Here is a 17,447-nt window from a genome sequence, read left to right on the forward strand (position 1 = left end):
ACACAATTGCATATCATCTGGATTAATCTCTTTTCTTACCTTAAATGCAAAAAAGGTATTGATTCACAAATTCATGTTTTTACAAGCCAAGCTCTAAAAAAAAATACTTATGCTAGAGATAGGATTTGAGACTAATAGGGGCAGTATTCAGTTAGTCAAACTCCCACGCTTTATCTCTCTATTTCTGATAATGGGAGACATTTTTGGCCTATTTGTCTGTTTAGGAATTAGTTCTTACGGGACTCTGGATCATCCATTGATAGGATTTGATCTATTTGTATATGGATTTATACTACTGACTTTAACAGGAATGTATTTGTTAAATACATACCATCCAGAGAAAGAAATTGCTGGGTTACAAGCTCCGACTCGCATCCTGATCAGCAGTCTAATAGTTGCCATCATAACTTCCGTGTTAATTAATCTGTCGGGAAACTGGGAAGGTAATTCAGTAGGGATGCGGGGTATATTATTAGTTAACCTGGGAATTTTTACTATCTGGGCAATGATCTTAAGAATATGGGCATTTAATTGGTGGCGATCGCAAGCTCAACAAAGTCGGTGGTTAATGCTAGGAGCCAACAATCATGCCATAAAATTTGCCCAAATGTTCTTAACCCAAAATCCACTGGGGCGATTAGTTATCTTGACGGAAACTGGTCAACATATCCCTGAATTAGCAGAAATCGAACCCCAATTAAGTCATGAAGGATCTCTCAATGACTTATCTTATTGGAGTCATCAACCCTTATCAGGAGTAGTAGTAGGAACTCAAATAAGTCTCTCTGATCAACAAGTGCAGAGTCTCATGCAACTCCGACTGAAAGGGATTCCCGTTTACCGTCTACCTGATATTTGGGAAACCCTATGCTACAAACTTCCCTCATCTCTACTCGAAGATGAGTGGTTTGCTTTCAGCAGTGGTTTTAACCTAGTATTTTGTGGTCACAGTCTCAAAATCAAAGGGGTTATGGATATAATCGTTACTGGTCTGTTGTCTCTGCTGGTGTCACCACTCATGATATTTGTAGGACTGATAATCAAATTAGATAGTCCAGGACCAATTTTTTATAGCCAATTACGAACAGGATTGTATGGTAAACCATTTCGGGTTTACAAATTCCGTTCCATGTATCAAGACGCGGAAAAGAGGGGCGCACAATGGGCAAGTCAACGTGACCCCCGCATTACCAGAGTAGGATATTGGCTACGAGTTCTGCGAATTGATGAACTCCCCCAAATTTGGAATGTTTTGCGTGGAGAAATGAGTCTGATTGGTCCACGTCCAGAAAGACCAGAGTTTGATGTCAAGCTCAAAGAAGCAATTCCTTATTACGAAATGCGTTATTTAGTCAAACCAGGAATTACTGGTTGGGCGCAGGTGCTTTATCCCTACGGAGCTTCTCTAGAAGATGCCTATGAAAAGCTATCTTACGACCTTTACTATATCAAGAACTATTCTTTATGGTTGGATATGGTGATAGTTTTGAAAACCATCAGAGTTGTTTTATTAGGTAAAGGCAGATGAATCAAAAAGTCTTGGTAACTGGAGGTGCTGGCTATATTGGTTCCCACGTCGTGCGTCAACTAGGTGAGGCTGGCTATGATGTGGTTGTATATGATAATTGTTCTACAGGAGTAGCACAAGCTGTACTTTATGGTCAGCTAATTATTGGCGACTTAGGAGATATAGACCGCCTTTACCAAGTCTTTGGCAAACATCAATTTAGTGCGGTATTGCACTTCGCTGCCAGTCTAGTTGTACCAGAATCCGTTGCCCAGCCCCTTGATTACTACGCTAACAACACCCGGAATACCCTGAATTTACTGCGGTGCTGTAGTATCATGGGTGTTGACCAATTGATCTTTTCTAGCACAGCGGCAGTTTACGGCGAACCTAGAGAAAATCCCGTCACAGAGTTTACTCCGACTTTACCGATTAACCCCTACGGTCGCTCCAAACTGATGAGCGAATGGATGATTCAAGACTACGGACTGGCATCTCGGCTGCGGTATGTAATTCTCCGCTATTTCAACGTCGCAGGAGCCGACCCCGGTGGCAGAATTGGACAAAACTTAACCAGTGCAACTCATTTGATTGCCAATGCTTGTAATGCAGCCCTCAAACGCCAAGCAGAATTCAAGATATTTGGCAATGATTTCCCCACCCCAGATGGGACAGGAATTAGAGACTATATCCATGTCGAAGATCTAGCCACAGCCCATGTTGATGGGTTACGCTATCTAGAAAGGGGTGGAGAAAGTCAAATTCTCAACTGTGGTTATGGCAAAGGTTATAGTGTTAGACAAGTTGTGGAAAGGGTTAAAGACATTTCTGGGGTAGATTTTCCCGTAATTGAAGTGGCGCGTCGTCCCGGAGATCCAGCCTGTGTGACGGCTGATGCAGAAAAAATTAAACAGGTATTGAATTGGCAACCCAAGTATAATGACCTGGATAATATCATCTCCAGCTTTCTCGCCTGGGAAAAAAGCAAAGTTTTACTTAGCAGAGTTTAATGAACGCATTCGATTAAACTTCCTGGGGTGCAACTGGGAAAACTTTTCAATTTGTCAAATAGCGAGAAAAGAGAATTATTTACTTAGTTTGATGTTATTAAGTATAGTCAAGCTGCGTAACAGGCGATCTCCAAGCACTGCTGCAAGCAGTTCGCTATTTTACAAAGTTAAATGCCCAAAGCCCGGAATAATTGAAGTTTCTGTCCAAACAGATGATCTACATTTGCACGGCGCGCAAGTTCTATACTTAGTATATTTTCCTAAATTAATTTATGTCCATTAACCAAGAAGACCAAGATTCCTCTATTGATATCCAACAATACTGGCTAATATTCAAAAGACGTTGGCCTGTGGCATCAGTCGTATTTGCTTTTGTCTTCGGAGTCACAGCTCTTGTCACTTACTCAACAAAACCAGTTTACGAGTCAGAAGGGAAATTGGTTTTCACTAAAAAAAGCGGGGCTTCATCACTCTCAAGTCTCTCTCAACAGATGGGAGAATTGGGCGCACTGACAAACCTTAGCAACCCAGTAGATACTGAATCTGAGATCATCCGCTCCTATCCCATCGTTATAAAAACTATTACCACACTAAAGTTGACAGATAATCAAGGCAAACAGCTTTCTTTGGAAGTTTTTCTCAAAAAACTGAAGCTGAAGACTGTCCGAGGAACAGATGTGATGCAGCTTTCTTACAGAAGTACAAATCCCCAGGAAGCAGCAGATGTGGTGAATTCCCTGATGAAATATTACTTAGAGAGTAATGTTCGCACTAACCGTACCGAAGCTAGGTCAGCGCGAGAATTTTTATCCAAGGAATTACCAGAAGTTGAACACCGAGTTACGAAAGCAGAAATGAACTTGCGCCGGTTTAAAGAGAACAACCGAGTGGTGGCTCTGGATGTAGAAGCGAAAACTGGTTTGGAATCCCTGGGAAAGCTGAATGAAGCAATTACCCAGAGCCAAGGGGAATTGGCGGCGGCCTTGACTCGTTCCGTAGCTTTACAGAATGAAATGAAACTGGGTACACAACAGGCTGTGGATCTCAGTACCTTAAGTCAATCACCCGGTGTACAACAAGTCCTCACAGAATACCAAAAAACCCAATCTGAACTAGCAGTGGCGCGAAGTCTTTATACTGGTGATAATCCAAAGGTCGTGGATTTAGTCATGAAAGAGGCATCTCTGAAAAACGTACTAGAACAGCGAGTCAGCCAGACCGTTGGTAGTTCCGAGTCCCTATCCAAACAGAATTTGCAGATAGGAGAACTTAAACAGGCATTAACTCAAGACCTTGTCAAATCAGAAGTAGAAAGGTTAGCATTAACAAAACAAATAGAGGAATTGCAAAGGGTATTTATAGTTAACAGGAGACGTTTGGATAGCTTACCTCGACTGGAACAACAACAACAACAGCTACAGCGACAGTTAACTGTTGCACAAATCACCTATCAAGAATTTCTGAAGCAATTCCAGTTGGTTCAGGTTTTAGAGAATCAGAATGTAGGTAATTCGCGGATCATTTCTGGAGCTTTAGTTCCTGAACGTCCCATTTCTCCTAAGATTCCCCTCAACCTCGCACTAGGCGGATTTTTGGGAGTTATTTTAGGCGCAGGAACGGCGCTACTGTTGGAATCCATGAATCAATCCCTCAAAAATATTGAAGAAGCCAATCGGCTGTTGGGCTTTCCTTTGCTGGGGACGATTCCCCAATATGGGGAAAAAAATCCGAAAAATCGGCAGGAAGGTCGGCAAGAGTTGCCATTATTGGATGACCCCTATTCACCAGTCAGTACGTCTTTTGAAATGCTCCAGACTAACCTGGGGTTCACTTGCTCTGACAAAGAATTGCGGGTAATTTTGGTGACTAGTGCAACCCCAGGAGAGGGTAAATCTTTTGTGGCGGCAAATCTGGCTCTAGCAGCAGCTTATGTAGGAAGACGAGTCTTGTTAGTGGATGCTGATATGCGTCTTCCCCGTCAGCACCGGATTTGGGAAATACACAATTTGCTGGGATTAAGCAATATCTTGGCCGGTCAGACGCAGTTAGAAAATGCTGTCCAGGAAGTATCCCCTCAGGTGAATATGTTACCAGCAGGAAAAATTCCGCCTAACCCAGTGGCACTGTTAGATTCCCAGCGCATGGCTGCCTTGGTTGAAGAGGCTAGTAAGGATTATGATTTCGTAATTATTGACACACCTCCCTTAACGGCTGTTACTGATCCCCTGATTGTTGGCAAGTATGTGGATGGGTTATTGCTGGTTGTCCGTCCCGGTGCAGTGGAGTATTCAGCGGTAACTGCGGCGAAGTCATTACTTGAGCAGGCGAGAGTGCCTATTTTGGGCATGGTTGTGAATGGTATTGGTAAGGAAAGTGGTTATGGTGGATATTACTATGCCAGTGGTTATTACGGAGGTAAAGAAGACAAGAAGAAGTCTTCGGAGGCTAATGTGCGGTCAGGGTTTTTTGGTCGGGTGTAATTTGTCTTTACACTCTGACGAGATTAATTAAATTGTCTGTGTTTTAGGAGTTGAGCTTTGATGGTCTTTTGATCTCGGTTCCTCCCTCGCAACCTGCTCGTAACTGAGAAGGCCGGAGCAGGGGAAAGCTATGTCTAATTAAGGTATAGACTCTCGAAACAATGTCTGCGATCGCCAACCAGTACTAATGGAAAAAACCGATATTCTGCCTGCATTGGCAGGAGTAGATTTAAAATTAACTGTTGATAATGTATTTGGCTGGTTGAAAATGGCTTAACTAAGCAATACATTGGATAAGATAAGAGTCTTAGAGACTTCCAATAAAAAAATATCCCAAAATTTCTTGTGGTGCAGGCATCTTGCCTGCTAATAATACAAGCAGTTCATCTTTTTTGTGGAGTTCTCTTAGGGACTTCCAATTAAAAAAATACCCAAAAATCCCTTGTGGTGCAGGCATCTTGCCTGTTACCATCAAGGACAGGCAGGATGCCTATCCCACAAAATTGGGTAATTTATTTTTTGGTGTTCCCTAAGAGGAGAGGGTTAGTGAGAGGTGCGGAGAGAGGCTTTGACCCCCCATTCCCTCGTAGGGAAGAATTTATACGTTTCGCAAGTTCTGATCTATAGGATATAATTATCTCAGAGGATGTTTGAAAAGTTTCCGGCGATTATAAAGATGCCTCCGGCTCCCGTCAGGGATACGCGACTACACAAACCAAGTCCACCTATTCCTACATTCCCTTAAACGATTTCCACAGTCGGCTACCCCAATCATAAATATATGACCATCAGTGCCGTAAAAAATATTACAAAAGATATTACATTAGAAAAGTTCTTAATGATGCCGGAGACCAAGCCTGCGTCAGAGTTCTTGGATGGAGATATTATTCAAAAACCCATGCCTAAAGGAAGACACAGCCGACTGCAAGGGAAACTTAGCAGCGAAATTAATTTGGTGAGTGAATCTGAAAAAATTGCCTATGCTTTTCCTGAACTCAGGTGTAGCTTTGGTAGTAGGTCAATTGTTCCCGATATAGCAGTTTTTACATGGGAACATATTCCTTTCCTCAGTAGTGGAGAAGTCCCAGATAGATTTGAACAGTCTCCAGATTGGGTAATTGAGATTCTCTCTCCTGAACAGAAATCAAATAAAGTGATTGGCAATATCTTGTATTGTATGGAGCATGGATGTAAATTAGGATGGTTTCTTGATCCTGATGATTTAAGTATTCTAGTATTTTTATGCGATCGCCAACCAATACTGATGGAGAAAACCGATATTCTGCCTGTATTGGCAGGAGTAGATTTAAAATTAACTGTTGATCATGTATTTGGCTGGTTGAAAATGGCTTAACTAAGCAATACATTGGATAAGATAAGAGTCTTAGAGACTTCCAATAAAAAAATATCCCAAAATTTCTTGTGGTGCGGGACGAATTGCCCGCTAATTATCAAGGACAGGCAGGATGCCCATCTCACAAAATTGGGTAATTTATTTTTTGGTGTTCTCTTAAACGATTTCCACAGTCGGCTACCCCAATCATAAATATATGACCATCATTGCCGTAAAAGATATTACATTAGAAAAGTTCTTAATGATGCCGGAGACCAAGCCTGCGTCAGAGTTCTTGGATGGAGATATTATTCAAAAACCCATGCCTAAAGGAAGACACAGCCGACTGCAAGGGAAACTTAGCAGCGAAATTAATTTGGTGAGTGAATCTGAAAAAATTGCCTATGCTTTTCCTGAACTCAGGTGTAGCTTTGGTAGTAGGTCAATTGTTCCCGATATAGCAGTTTTTACATGGGAACATATTCCTTTCCTCAGTAGTGGAGAAGTCCCAGATAGATTTGAACAGTCTCCAGATTGGGTAATTGAGATTCTCTCTCCTGAACAGAAATCAAATAAAGTGATTGGCAATATCTTGTATTGTATGGAGCATGGATGTAAATTAGGATGGTTTCTTGATCCTGATGATTTAAGTATTCTAGTATTTTTGTGCGATCGCCAACCAGTACTGATGGAGAAAACCGATATTCTGCCTGCATTGGCAGGAGTAGATTTAAAATTAACTGTTGATGATGTATTTGGCTGGTTGAGAATGGCTTAACTAAGCAATACCTTGTTTTAGGAGTTGAGCTTTGATAGTCTTTTGATCTCAGTTATTCCCTCGCAACTTGCTCGCAACTGGGAAGGCCGGGGCAAGGGAAAGCTATGTATAATTATGGGATAAAAAATTAGATTGGTAATGGTTCAATTGTTCCTGACATAACCTAATAATAAATTGGACATTCTAAACATACTTGGAGGAATCAAAAAAATGAAATTGTACGAATCTAAACTAAACTCTATTGGTAAATTTTTAGCTCCGCCTCTCAGCGCGGTTCTGACCTCAAGTTTACTCTATAAACCATCTCGTTATATCGAAGCTTATCTAGCGTTTCTACTTGGTAAAGGTTCAGGTAGTACTTCTCTTCAAGAAGAGGTTCAAGCTGCATCAAGGAATATCTATAGGCAGTCACCAGTCGTCTTTGATGTCGGAGCTAATATAGGACTGTGGTCAAAGAAAATGCTGGAATGTCAGCCTGATGCTAAATTATTTCAATTTGAGCCTTCGGAAGCTTGTCGTATTGAAATTCAAAACTTGAGTCTGCCTAATACTACTTTAATTCCTTGTGCAGTTGGAAAATCGGAAGGAACTGCATATCTTTACTCATCCTCCAATACTGATGGTTCGGCATCTCTGTATCATCGAAAAGATGGTCGCTTTAAAGATTACGAATATCAACAATATAGCGTAAGCATCACGACACTAGATCAAGTGATTGTAGATTACTCTATCGAGTTTGTAGATTTTTTGAAAATGGATATTGAGGGTCATGAAATGGAAGCCTTGCTAGGTGCCTCTCAGGCATTGAATGATAGAAAAATAGGGGCAATGTCTTTTGAGTTTGGTTCTGGGAATATTAACTCCAGAACTTTTTTTATTGACTTTTGGGATTTATTGAAGGAAAAAGGGTTTCAAATCTATAGAATTGCACCAGGAAACAAGCTATTAGAGATTAAAGATTACTATGAAGACTTAGAATACTTTCGAGGTGTATCAAACTATATTGCTAGACTAATTAATCACCCGTATGCAGCATCAAAAAATGCAAAAATTTAATTGTTATCCTGAAAGATTATCCGTACAATGTTGTTCCCAGATTATTTAGAGCAGGACTCGGTTTTATATCTATTTCAGTTCTCATTCGCTTGATCTCTTTGAAAGAGATGATGTGTGGTTGTTATCTTCTTCTATTTTGGGCTTTATAGTCCTGCCAGATGTCAGGTTAGGTTTACTTAAACCAGCTACAGTGGTTGTCTGTCAGGACTTTCCCAGGAAAGATGATAAGAGTCTATCTCAAACAAAGTTTAATCTTTTTTTATGTTAAGAAATGGGATCTACAATGTTATTCCTGGATTATTTAGAGCAGGACTCGGTTTTATATCTGTTCCAATTCTTATTCGTTTGATGGGTTTAGAAGAATATGGTGTATGGTCATTAGTTTCTTCTGTATTGAGCTTGATCGTTTTGGCTGAAGCTGGATTACCTGTATCGGCAACAGTGTTTGTTTCTCAGGACTTAGCCAAGAAAGATGATAAAGGTCTATCTCAGACATTGACAATAACGATTGCGGCAATGTTCATTTTGGCAACTACTGCTTCGGTATTGCTTTGTATAGGTGGTGAAGCTTTGGCTAGTTGCTTTCCCAAATTGGAAGCATTGCAACATCAAATGGTTGTGCAGTCTATTCAAGTTGGTGCAATTGCAGTATGGGCTCAGTTGCTACAGCAATGTTTTATTGGAATAGAACAGGCCTATCAGCAGTACAAATTCATGAGTGCATTAGCTACCATACAGTGGATATTTTTAACTACTGGATGGATGGTGTTGGCTTGGTCAGGAGGACGGTCTGTTATGCTCGCACAATGGCAAGCAGTGGTGAGTGTGGCAACTTTATTAGGTCATATTTGGATTATCCTCTTACTCACTAAGAAGCAGAATATTAGACTTCTATGGAATCCTCAAAGAGGAATTGAGATTGTCAATTATAGTTTAGTTAGTTGGATTACGACATTGGGACGTGCTTTATTTACAAGAGGAGATCGCCTCATAGTTGGTTCCTTATTAGGTTCTAGTAAATTGGCAGTATATGCAACTATGTTGGATTTTGCCAGCGTAACAACTTCCTTTTCAGCCTTAGCTGTTCAACCTTTAATTCCTACAATTAGTAATTTAGTTTTAGAAAAAGATTCTAATAAAGCTTTATTACAAAATAAAGTGAAGCAAGCTATAACAATTAATGCGCTAGTATCAATTGTTATAGGCTCTATTATCTTAATATGCGGGGGATTAATTATAAAATTTGTCATTCCAGAATCTTTTAATGTTAATAATGTAAAAATATTTAAAATCTCAGTATTAATAACAACATTGATCTCTCTAAATGCGCCGGGATATTTTATTCTTTTTACTACAAAGGATGTAGCAATATCTGCTTTTAATCAATTATTTTTTGGTGCATTGTCTTTGATATTGATTGCCACTGGTTCTCTGCAATTCAGTTTATCAGGTGCAGTTTTCGGCAATCTAGGTTATCTGGGAACTTTAATTCTACCTGTGGTTGCTATGAAGAAATTAAATATTCCTGTACACCTTCTGTTTTCTTGGTTAGTAATTCCCGTGTCTTTATTTCTGATAGTATCATGTTTTGGTATAATGTTTATATATTAGACCTTGTCCACAGATGAATCTGAAAATCGCTTCAACCCTTAAAGTTTAAAAAAATGAAAGCAGAATCACCAAAAGTTGCTATTATACTTGGTCCGATTTCTAAAGAAGGTGGTGTTACTACTTTTATAGAAGAATTTGCAAATATTATGCTTCAAAGAGGCTATTTGATTTGCATAGTTACTTTTACAAACAAAAACAATAGTAGTAATGTTTTTTTAAATTCAAATTCACAGTCTGTTATTACCTTATTTTTACCTAAAGACTTTTACAAATTTATTGTTTTCTTATTTAAAAATGAGATAAGTTTGACTGTATCTAATGTCTATTATTCTTTGATTCTCTTATTTTTGAAAAGTAAAACTAAAGTTCATATCCTTCATGGATTTGGTAATTTAGAAGCAAATTTATTACAATTTATCATTGGCAATTTATCAAATTTTATTGGCTATAAATTTGCTCAAAAAGTGGTAGCAAACAGTTACCTTACATCAAGCGTAAATCGTATTTTAGGTGTTAAGCATTCTGATGTTACCCCTTGGGGAATTCCCGTAAATTTTAAAAATTCCGTTATCAGATCATTTCATGAGAGAGAGATTGATTTACTTTATGTTGGTAGAATTTGTTTAACAAAAGGTCTAAAGCTGATTCTTCAAGCTTTATCTCATATACTGAATAAAAATGGTAAAAAGATTAATTTTCATATAGTTGGAGATTTGAAAGAAAATCTACAATTTCATCAAGAATTGCAGGAAATACCATTAGATAATATAATTTGTCATGGATATCTTGATAAAGAAAAAATTGCTGAAATTTATTCTAGATCAAAGCTATTCATTTCTCTAAATCCAGAAGAGCCTTTTGGATTTACCTATGTGGAGGCTCTGTCTTGTGGCACTCCGATAATTATACCCAAAGGCTGTGGTATTGCACCATTTGTTGATTCTAGGTTGGCACTTTTTGTTGATATGAATGAAATCTCAATCGCTGATGCGATTGAAAATGGATTATCTAAATCTTGGAATGTTGATGAAATAGCTAGTATAGCGAGAGATACTTTCAGTTGGAACAAGGCTGCTAGTATTATATGTGGTAACTAGAATGCTATAGGACTTACGTATTGACAGAATAAGAAAATAGTGAATTGATAAATATGGGTCGTCTAGTAATGGGTATAGGAGAATGAGAAAAATTACTAAACCCTCCACAGCACAGTGCAATCTACACATCTACACCTTATTTTTGCTGCCAGAGCCAAAGTATGGAGGGTGCAGTAGGTTGTCCGAGATATTAGGAGATGTTTCACATGATACTATCAATCGCTTTTTATTGAGAGAGAGATACGAACGATAAGAACCCAAAGATTTATTTAGCAATTGGTATGAAGTAGAGAGGAATCTGTTTACTTCTATTATTCGTGAGCATATTTTTGTTAACCTTGGCAAGGATGCCATTATTTAGAATACATAGACGATCTTTTTTGTCAATGCGTAAGTCCTATTTAATATCCAAATTCACCAACTTTAGATTTGTGATGCTATTCCTTTATGTAAACCTTGTATTCTTTACTACATTAAACCCTTATATTCGATTCTTGCAACTTCCTTTTGGAGAGGTTGATCCAACCTCAGCATTATTAAGTTTGCCAGCGTCGGTATACTTAATCAGCATTAAACGCATTCCTGGGAGGTTAAAATATTTATACCCCTTGTGTTTTATTATTTTCATTTATACTTTTGCCGCCTCTCCACTGTTTAATAATGATATATATCTTCTTGACTACATAACTTCTGTTGGCATATTATTACCACCTCTTTCATTACTTGTATTTTTTGAATGCTATAAAAATTTAATAGCCCCGTTCGTATTAAATATAACAATAATTCTGTGGTTTTTGACAGCAGCCTCTCAACAGTTTTTTCAATTTCTTGTCCCGCATGAGTTGTTGAACTTGTTAATTAGCAGATTTTCGCCGACTGCTATCGATTCTGTTAGGGGTGTGCAATCACTAGCTACAGAGCCTAGTAGTGTGACATATCCAATTATCTTATTTGCTTTTCTATCTATCTTCTTTTATCGTCAAGACAAGATAAAACCTAAAAACTTGTATTTAAATCTATTAATGATTGTATGTGTAGTTGTGCTTAGTCGTTCTTTCGTCTTAATTAGTAATTTATTTTTGCTATTAATTTTCTATGGATTTTTGAAACTTAAAATTAATTTATTTAACCCTCTATTGATTTTTAGAAATTTTATACATTTACTTTTTCCAGTATCAGCATCAGTAATAATAATAGGCAGTGTTTTATTTTTGTTGAATTATTTTTTGCCTGAAAATAGGGTATCTGATTTCTTGAATACTGTATATGATAATGACTTATTATCCATGCACAATCCTATTGAAATGACAGCTATCATAGCCTCTACTCTTGGTGATCTTAGACTTATACAGTTCTTAACTTCATATAATTGCTTAAAGCTATTTCCCATTGGTGGTGGTGTAGGTAATTTTGAAAATAGTTTTTTAATTTCCTGGGATGATATGTTTGGGAATTTTAATAATTTAAGAACGGTTAGTAGATCAAATTCCTATGGAGGCCATGTTGCATCAGAACTTGGTTTTCCTGGGTTGCTAGCACTCTTATATTTTCATTGGATGTTCTGGACAGTATCGATTCGTAATTACACGAACAAAGTTTCAGTATATAAAACTTTAGCTTATATGCTAGGGCTGTCGTGGTTGTATTTTAATTCTATTGCCAGTATTGCAATACCCTGGTTAATGCTTATTTTTATTTAAATAAAATAAACTACATCTAATTGAAAAATTCGGAGATATAACCTCAATGATATATAAACTACCCACCATTTCTCTTGCCATTCCCACCTACAACGAATCAGCTAATATAGAACGAGTAATCAAAGGTTTCTTAGCAACAGAATATCAGAATTTAATTGAAGTCATAATCGCTGATGGTGGGAGTAATGACAACACTCAAGAGATAGTAAAAAGATTATCTACACAAGATTCCCGAATTAAACTCATACATAACCCTTTAAAGGTTCAATCTGCTGGACTAAATCTCATATTACAGGAATGCACGGGTGATATTTTCCTTAGAGCCGATGCTCATTCAGACTACGCTCCTGACTATATAGAAAAATGTGTAGAAGCATTACTAGAATCCAAAGCTCTAAATGTGGGTGGAGCGCAACGTTTTGCCGCTAAAACACCTTTTCAAGCGGGAATAGCTCTAAGTTCCAAGAGTATTTTAGGTAGTGGAGGAGCAAAATATAGAGACCCAAATTATAACGGTTATGCAGAAACTGTTTATTTAGGATGTTTTTGGAAGAAGGCTTTGAAAGAAGTATCAGGTTATTCAACAGAAGCAACTGCTAATGAAGATGCGGAACTCAACCAAAAACTACTTAAAAAAGACCAAAATGCAATCTACATCAGTTCCAAAATCCGTGTTTGGTATTATCCCCGAAAAACATTCAAGTCTCTCTATATTCAATATTTTAAATACGGTCGAGGTCGTTATTTAACCAGCATTAAACACTCTATTAAGTCCCAAATAAGAGGCATAGTACCATTTTTGGTAATATCATCAATAACTTTATTGTTGTTAATTGATCTACTGTTTCCTCGACTGGGTTTACCTATTGAAATATTAGTTATACTAGGGCTGTTATTACCATTTTTAGAAAGTTTGCGAGTCAACTTCAAATTAGGAACTAGTTTCGATTCAGAAATTTGGCGAGGTGATAAAGGTAAAATACCATCATTCCTAAGTCGCTGGTTTTTATGTGGAATCGTTTTATTAACAATGCCGATTGCTCATTCTTTAGGTTATGCTTATCAATTAATTAGGCATAAGATTTTAAGAGTTAGTGCCTGGTAGAGTTCGCTTCTATTGTGATATTACGTTTGATAATCACCTCTAGGCGGGGAGCGGAAAATGTCTTTGGAAATTTACGCCGTATTGTACTAGAGCGATCGCTAAAACCAGCCATACTAATCTATACTTACCTTTTCTAAAAATACTACTCATAGCGATCGCGTCAGCAGTTCGCCATTGAAATCTCACTAACAACTGCTCACGAGATAAATTACCTTACCTATCCTCAAACTTTCTTTTCCTGTGCTAAAGTCAAAACCTGCACATACAGCCGGTCTGAAATTCTCATTTCCTATGCTTGCATCTCATTTAAAACATCCTTAACACTAGCCAACACACCCTATAGTGTACAAATTGTATAGGTTAACAGAAGAGGAGATTAAGATAATTCAGGATAGGTAATACTGTAAAACAGAAATAGCTGGCGATCGCTATAATAAAACTAGACTAATGAACTTGTAACTTATCATGGAAAACATTACCATTCAAGTTGAGCCAGAAATTGCCAAAGCGTACCGAGAAGCAGAACCAGAAAAACAGCAAAAAATCCAAATATTTCTCAACATAATGCTGCAAAAAGCAGTCAGTCAAAAACCACTCTTAGATATCATGGAAGAAGCGAGTCAACAAGCCATTGCTAAGGGAATGACCACAGAAATTTTAGAATCTATTCTTAAGGATGAAAACTAATCGGTATTGATACAAGTGTAATTGTCAGTGCATTAATCTTCTCTAAATCTACCACAATGCAAGCTCTTAGAGAAGCCAAACAAAACAGAGTAATCTTAATTTCTGTGGAGATTTTATCAGAATTAATTGATGTACTCAGTCGTCCAAAATTTGACCGCTATCTATCGAGAGAAATTCGTGAAGACTTTTTAGCCAGTTTAGCCAGAGAAACAGAATTAATCACAATTAATGAAACAATTGATATTTGTCGAGATCCTAAAGATAATAAATTCTTAGAATTAGCCATTTCTGGAAATGCCACTCATATTATCACAGGAGACAAAGACTTATTAGAACTGCATCCTTTTCGAGATATCTTGATTGTTACACCGAGTCAGTTTTTAGATAGTTTATCTTCAGACCCGCATCAGAGATTCTGACTTGTCACCGGCTGAAGGTACAGCAAGAGGTGTAACCACAATCCCTTGACTACTAAGGACAATAGTAGCGAACTGCTTGCAGCAGCGCTTACGCTATCCTCACAGAAATTATAGTAGATAAGCCAAGGGCGATCGCTAAAACCAGCCATACTAATCTATACTTGCCTTTTTTAAAAATACTACTCATAGCGATCGCGTCAGCGCTGCTGCAAGGAATTCTCTAAAACCAGCCTAATCTATACTAATATTAATCATAGCGATCGCTTTGGTTGTTCAAAATTTTGCAAAAGTTCATTGCCCCATCGTGTTTAGTGTATTTTAAAGAAAGTATTAGAATAAGTTAAATTTTATGGCTGCCAAGCATTTAAGCACTCAGTTTCTAAATGAAATTACTAACCGACTGGTGAGCGCGCTCGAACCAGAACAGATTTTTTTGTTCGGCTCTTATGCTTACGGTGAACCGACCGAGGATAGCGATATTGACTTATTGGTGATTATCTCAAAATCAGATGAACCACGCTATCGTCGAGCGCGTCAGGCATACAAAGCTTTGCGTGGTATTGGTATTCCAAAAGATATTCTGGTGATGACCCGCTCAGAAGTTGAACTCAAGGCTAGTGTAGCCAACTCACTAGTCAATCAAGTAATAAGTCAGGGTAAACTCCTGTATGGATAACGCAAAATTTGCAGAAACTAGACAGTGGTTGATCAAGAGCCAGCGAGATTTAAAGGCTGCGTATGTGTTACTTAATAATGAAGAATCTCTGTTGGATGCTGTTGTTTACCATTGTCAACAGGCTGCCGAAAAAGCATTAAAGGCTTATTTGACATATCAAGAGCAGGTAGTCAAAAAAACCCATGATTTGGATGTTTTGTTAGATATCTGTTCATTGTTTGAACCTGGGTTTCATGATTTAAAAGATATAGCGGATACTTTGACCCCTTATGCAACGGAATTTCGATATCCAGGGGATGTAATTGAGCCGGAAAGATCCGAAGCTGAGGAGGCATTGGAGATGGCTACTTTAGTTCTAGACTTCGTTATTCAAAAATTGCCAAGTGAATTTGACCATTAGTAAGATACTTCTGCTATTATTATACAGATAGTATTTCACCCAAGTAGAATCACTACGTAACACGAAAATTGCTTGAGGTACGGGAGTTTGGTCAAAAGCGATCGCGTCAGTGCTGCTGCAAGGAATTCTCTAAAACCAGCCTAATCTATACTAATATTAATTATAGCGATCGCTAGTTCAGATCACAGCAATTCTCATCTTAAGGTTTCATGACATTTTAATCCTTACATTCTTATGGTTTTACAATTCTTAACGAATCCGGCGATGTGCCTCCGACAAAGTCAGAATCGCGGATTATAGGGATTAAAAGATTGGGCGGATTAGGTTGTTTGCTATGATAAAAGTTACTAAAATTATCAGTAGGTAATCCAGTTATATAATGCCAGGAACGAGACTTGAACTCGTGACACGAGGATTTTCAGTCCTCTGCTCTACCAACTGAGCTATCCCGGCGTGGGCTGTTTTATTCACCACCGCCACTAAATCTAGCATGATAAAAAAGATTAGTCAAGGGGTTATTCAAAAGAATTTTAGCCGACCTTCATTGTCAACTTCACCCAGCTAAACACAGTCACAAATACCAGAAATTGCACAAAAACAATACTTGGTCCAGATGCTAGGTTAAACAAACCAGAAACCATCATTCCCGCGATACTACTGCTACAGCCGACAACCACCGATAGAATCAGAAACCGGCTGAAATGGTGACTCATAAGTTTGGCTGTAGCAGCCGGAATTACCAAAAACGCATTTACTAATAAAACACCAACGGCTTTAATTGCTACAGCTACGGCAAGAGAAAGCAAAACAACGAATCCATAGCGATATAACTGTACAGGTATGCCTTGCACTTGAGCAACGTCGGGGTTAAGAGTTAACAAAATCTGTTGCGGCAGAGTTGATAATAAAAAAACGCTACTACCCGCAAGTACCAACAGGGTCAAAATTAAATCTGTGTTATCTATGGCTAAAATATCGCCAAATAGTACCCCCATTAAGTTACCGCGATATCCTTTAATAAAACTGGTGAGAATTACACCAATTGCTAACGCCCCAGATAGCACTATACTGAGAACGCTATCACTAGCCAAATCAGTCTTATCAATTAGGTAGAGAACAACAACCCCAAAGATTAAGGTAAACGGGAGTAACATCCAAGTAGGATTAGTGTTGAGTAACACGCCTAATGCCACACCTACCAAGGCTGCATGACCAACGGCATGACTAAAAAAGGATAATTGTCGTAAGGTAACGAAACTGCCCAATAAACCACCTAAAATGCCCATTAACACAGCACCCATAATGGCACGCTGCATAAAGGGAAATTGTAATAAATTCACCAAGTCATGATAGTTAATGGTCATACTGAGAGGAGTTAGGAGTTCAGGAGTATGGCTAACGCCACGCTGCGCTATCAGGAGTATGGCTAACGCCACGCTGCGCTATCAGGAGTATGGCTAACGCCACGCTGCGCTATCAGGAGTTCAGGAGAAAGAAGTTCAGGAGAAAGAAGTTCAGGAGAAAGAAGTTCAGGAGAAAGAAGTTCAGGAGAAAGAAGTTCAGGAGAAAGAAGTTCAGGAGAAAGAAG

At 38.3% G+C, this 17,447-nt stretch carries 16 protein-coding genes, 1 tRNA gene and 1 pseudogene; 15 read left to right on the forward strand and 3 right to left on the reverse strand.

Going from position 1 to position 17,447, the window contains the following annotated elements; all coding sequences use genetic code 11:
- Window positions 1-109 precede the first annotated feature (109 nt).
- The 11 genes and pseudogenes from HEQ36_RS08810 to HEQ36_RS08860 all read left to right on the forward strand — a co-directional run bounded on the left by HEQ36_RS08810 (window position 110) and on the right by HEQ36_RS08860 (window position 13,677).
- A complete protein-coding gene (locus tag HEQ36_RS08810) occupies window positions 110-1,528 on the forward strand; it encodes a sugar transferase (RefSeq protein ID WP_168635933.1) in 1,419 nt (472 codons plus the stop codon).
- On the forward strand, window positions 1,525-2,517 hold the full coding sequence (galE, locus tag HEQ36_RS08815; protein ID WP_168635932.1) for a UDP-glucose 4-epimerase GalE: 993 nt from the start codon (window positions 1,525-1,527) through the stop codon (window positions 2,515-2,517). Before HEQ36_RS08810 ends, galE begins: the two co-directional genes overlap by 4 nt.
- Window positions 2,518-2,789: 272 nt before the next feature.
- Window positions 2,790-4,997, forward strand: a complete 2,208-nt coding sequence (locus HEQ36_RS08820; protein ID WP_168635931.1) for a polysaccharide biosynthesis tyrosine autokinase — start codon at window positions 2,790-2,792, stop codon at window positions 4,995-4,997.
- Between the two features lie 781 nt (window positions 4,998-5,778).
- Window positions 5,779-6,351, forward strand: coding sequence for a Uma2 family endonuclease (locus HEQ36_RS08825; protein WP_168635930.1), 573 nt, complete (start codon window positions 5,779-5,781; stop codon window positions 6,349-6,351).
- A gap of 196 nt (window positions 6,352-6,547) precedes the next feature.
- Entirely contained in the window at window positions 6,548-7,108 is a 561-nt protein-coding gene (locus HEQ36_RS08830; protein ID WP_290707386.1) for a Uma2 family endonuclease, read from the forward strand.
- 210 nt (window positions 7,109-7,318) lie between these two features.
- Window positions 7,319-8,164, forward strand: coding sequence for an FkbM family methyltransferase (locus HEQ36_RS08835; RefSeq protein WP_168635928.1), 846 nt, complete (start codon window positions 7,319-7,321; stop codon window positions 8,162-8,164).
- 261 nt (window positions 8,165-8,425) lie between these two features.
- Window positions 8,426-9,775: an oligosaccharide flippase family protein gene (locus HEQ36_RS08840; RefSeq protein ID WP_168635927.1), complete on the forward strand. Its 1,350-nt coding sequence runs from the start codon at window positions 8,426-8,428 to the stop codon at window positions 9,773-9,775.
- A gap of 53 nt (window positions 9,776-9,828) precedes the next feature.
- Window positions 9,829-10,872 (forward strand): glycosyltransferase family 4 protein, encoded by a 1,044-nt coding sequence (locus tag HEQ36_RS08845; protein WP_168635926.1) that lies wholly within the window; start codon window positions 9,829-9,831, stop codon window positions 10,870-10,872.
- A gap of 82 nt (window positions 10,873-10,954) precedes the next feature.
- Window positions 10,955-11,116, forward strand: a pseudogene (locus tag HEQ36_RS08850) (IS701 family transposase); the annotation flags it as partial.
- 250 nt (window positions 11,117-11,366) lie between these two features.
- On the forward strand, window positions 11,367-12,572 hold the full coding sequence (locus HEQ36_RS08855; protein WP_205748506.1) for a hypothetical protein: 1,206 nt from the start codon (window positions 11,367-11,369) through the stop codon (window positions 12,570-12,572).
- Window positions 12,573-12,618: 46 nt separating this feature from the next.
- Window positions 12,619-13,677: a glycosyltransferase family 2 protein gene (locus tag HEQ36_RS08860; RefSeq protein WP_168635924.1), complete on the forward strand. Its 1,059-nt coding sequence runs from the start codon at window positions 12,619-12,621 to the stop codon at window positions 13,675-13,677.
- Window positions 13,678-13,716: 39 nt separating this feature from the next.
- Here HEQ36_RS08860 and HEQ36_RS08865 read toward each other — a convergent pair whose 3' ends face one another.
- Window positions 13,717-13,869: a hypothetical protein gene (locus HEQ36_RS08865; protein WP_168635923.1), complete on the reverse strand. Its 153-nt coding sequence runs from the start codon at window positions 13,867-13,869 to the stop codon at window positions 13,717-13,719.
- Window positions 13,870-14,142: 273 nt separating this feature from the next.
- On the opposite strand from HEQ36_RS08865, the gene HEQ36_RS08870 reads away from it, so the two are divergent.
- The 4 genes from HEQ36_RS08870 to HEQ36_RS08885 all read left to right on the forward strand — a co-directional run bounded on the left by HEQ36_RS08870 (window position 14,143) and on the right by HEQ36_RS08885 (window position 15,859).
- Window positions 14,143-14,364: a hypothetical protein gene (locus tag HEQ36_RS08870; RefSeq protein ID WP_168635922.1), complete on the forward strand. Its 222-nt coding sequence runs from the start codon at window positions 14,143-14,145 to the stop codon at window positions 14,362-14,364.
- A gap of 56 nt (window positions 14,365-14,420) precedes the next feature.
- Entirely contained in the window at window positions 14,421-14,783 is a 363-nt protein-coding gene (locus HEQ36_RS08875; protein ID WP_233455462.1) for a putative toxin-antitoxin system toxin component, PIN family, read from the forward strand.
- A 349-nt stretch (window positions 14,784-15,132) separates the two neighbouring features.
- Window positions 15,133-15,459 (forward strand): nucleotidyltransferase domain-containing protein, encoded by a 327-nt coding sequence (locus HEQ36_RS08880; protein WP_053540978.1) that lies wholly within the window; start codon window positions 15,133-15,135, stop codon window positions 15,457-15,459.
- Window positions 15,452-15,859: a HEPN domain-containing protein gene (locus HEQ36_RS08885; protein WP_053540977.1), complete on the forward strand. Its 408-nt coding sequence runs from the start codon at window positions 15,452-15,454 to the stop codon at window positions 15,857-15,859. Before HEQ36_RS08880 ends, HEQ36_RS08885 begins: the two co-directional genes overlap by 8 nt.
- A gap of 380 nt (window positions 15,860-16,239) precedes the next feature.
- Here the strand turns inward: HEQ36_RS08885 and HEQ36_RS08890 are convergent.
- Window positions 16,240-16,312: transfer RNA gene (locus HEQ36_RS08890), tRNA-Phe, on the reverse strand.
- Between the two features lie 77 nt (window positions 16,313-16,389).
- Window positions 16,390-17,223: a metal ABC transporter permease gene (locus HEQ36_RS08895; RefSeq protein WP_168636188.1), complete on the reverse strand. Its 834-nt coding sequence runs from the start codon at window positions 17,221-17,223 to the stop codon at window positions 16,390-16,392.
- Between the last annotated feature and the right edge of the window lie 224 nt (window positions 17,224-17,447).

This window comes from Anabaena sp. 54 (assembly GCF_017355725.1).
Taxonomy (GTDB): Bacteria; Cyanobacteriota; Cyanobacteriia; order Cyanobacteriales; family Nostocaceae; genus Dolichospermum; species Dolichospermum heterosporum.